General features: G+C 69.8%; 1 protein-coding gene. It reads right to left on the bottom strand.

Translation table 11 applies throughout. The features are described from left to right. Positions 1-1,185, bottom strand: a 1,185-nt coding sequence (locus tag D457_RS0131570) for a serine hydroxymethyltransferase (RefSeq protein ID WP_017584663.1), incomplete at its 5' end; no start/stop codon positions are given.

Genomic DNA, 1,185 nt, shown 5'->3' with positions numbered 1-1,185 from the left:
CTACAGGTTGGGGTAGAGCGGGCGCTTGGTAGCCAGAGCGCTGACGCGGTCGCGTAGGGCGGCCTCGTCGAACCCGGGCTTGAGCGCCTCGGCGATGACGTCGGAGACCTCGGCGAAGTCAGCGTCGTCGAAGCCGCGGGTGGCCAGGGCCGGGGTACCGATGCGCAGACCCGAGGTCACCATCGGCGGGCGCGGGTCGTTGGGGACGGCGTTGCGGTTGACGGTGATGCCCACCGCGTGCAGCCGGTCCTCGGCCTCCTGGCCGTTGAGCTCGGAGTTGACCAGGTCGACCAGGACCAGGTGGACGTCGGTGCCGCCGGTCAGGACCTTGACGCCGACCTTGGCCGCGTCCGGCTGGTTGAGCCGGTCGGCGAGGATGCGCGCACCCGCCACCGTGCGGCGTTGGCGGTCGGCGAACTCCTCGCTCGCTGCGACCTTGAACGAGACCGCCTTGGCCGCGATCACGTGCTCCAGCGGGCCGCCCTGCATACCGGGGAAGACCGCGGAGTTGATCTTCTTGGCGTATTCGGCCTTGGTCAGGATCATGCCGCCGCGCGGGCCGCCCAGGGTCTTGTGGGTGGTGGTGGTGACCACGTCCGCGAACGGCACCGGGTTGGGGTGCAGCCCGGCCGCGACCAGACCGGCGAAGTGCGCCATGTCCACCATGAGCAGCGCGCCGACCTCGTCGGCGATCTGACGGAACTTGGCGAAGTCCAGGTGGCGCGGGTAGGCGGACCAGCCCGCGACGATCATCTTGGGCTGGTGTTCCTTGGCCAGGGCGGCGACCTCGTCGTAGTCGACGGTGCCGTCCTCGTCACGCACGTGGTAGGCCACGGCGTTGAGGATCTTGCCGGAGTAGTTGATGCGCATGCCGTGGGTCAGGTGGCCGCCGTGGGCCAGGTCCAGGCCCAGGATGGTGTCGCCCGGCTTGAGCAGCGCGAAGTACACGGCGGTGTTGGCTTGGGCGCCGGAGTGCGGTTGCACGTTGGCGTGCTCGGCGCCGAACAGTGCCTTGGCGCGGTCGATCGCCAGCTGCTCGACGACGTCGACGTGCTCGCAGCCGCCGTAGTAGCGGCGGCCGGGGTAGCCCTCGGCGTACTTGTTGGTCAGGACGGTGCCCTGGGCTTCCAGGACGGCCTGCGGGGCGAAGTTCTCCGAGGCGATCATCTCGAGGGTGTCGCGCTG

Source organism: Nocardiopsis valliformis DSM 45023, from assembly GCF_000340985.1.
In the GTDB taxonomy this organism is placed as follows: Bacteria; Actinomycetota; Actinomycetes; order Streptosporangiales; family Streptosporangiaceae; genus Nocardiopsis; species Nocardiopsis exhalans.
This window is presented reverse-complemented; position numbering and strand designations above follow the sequence as displayed.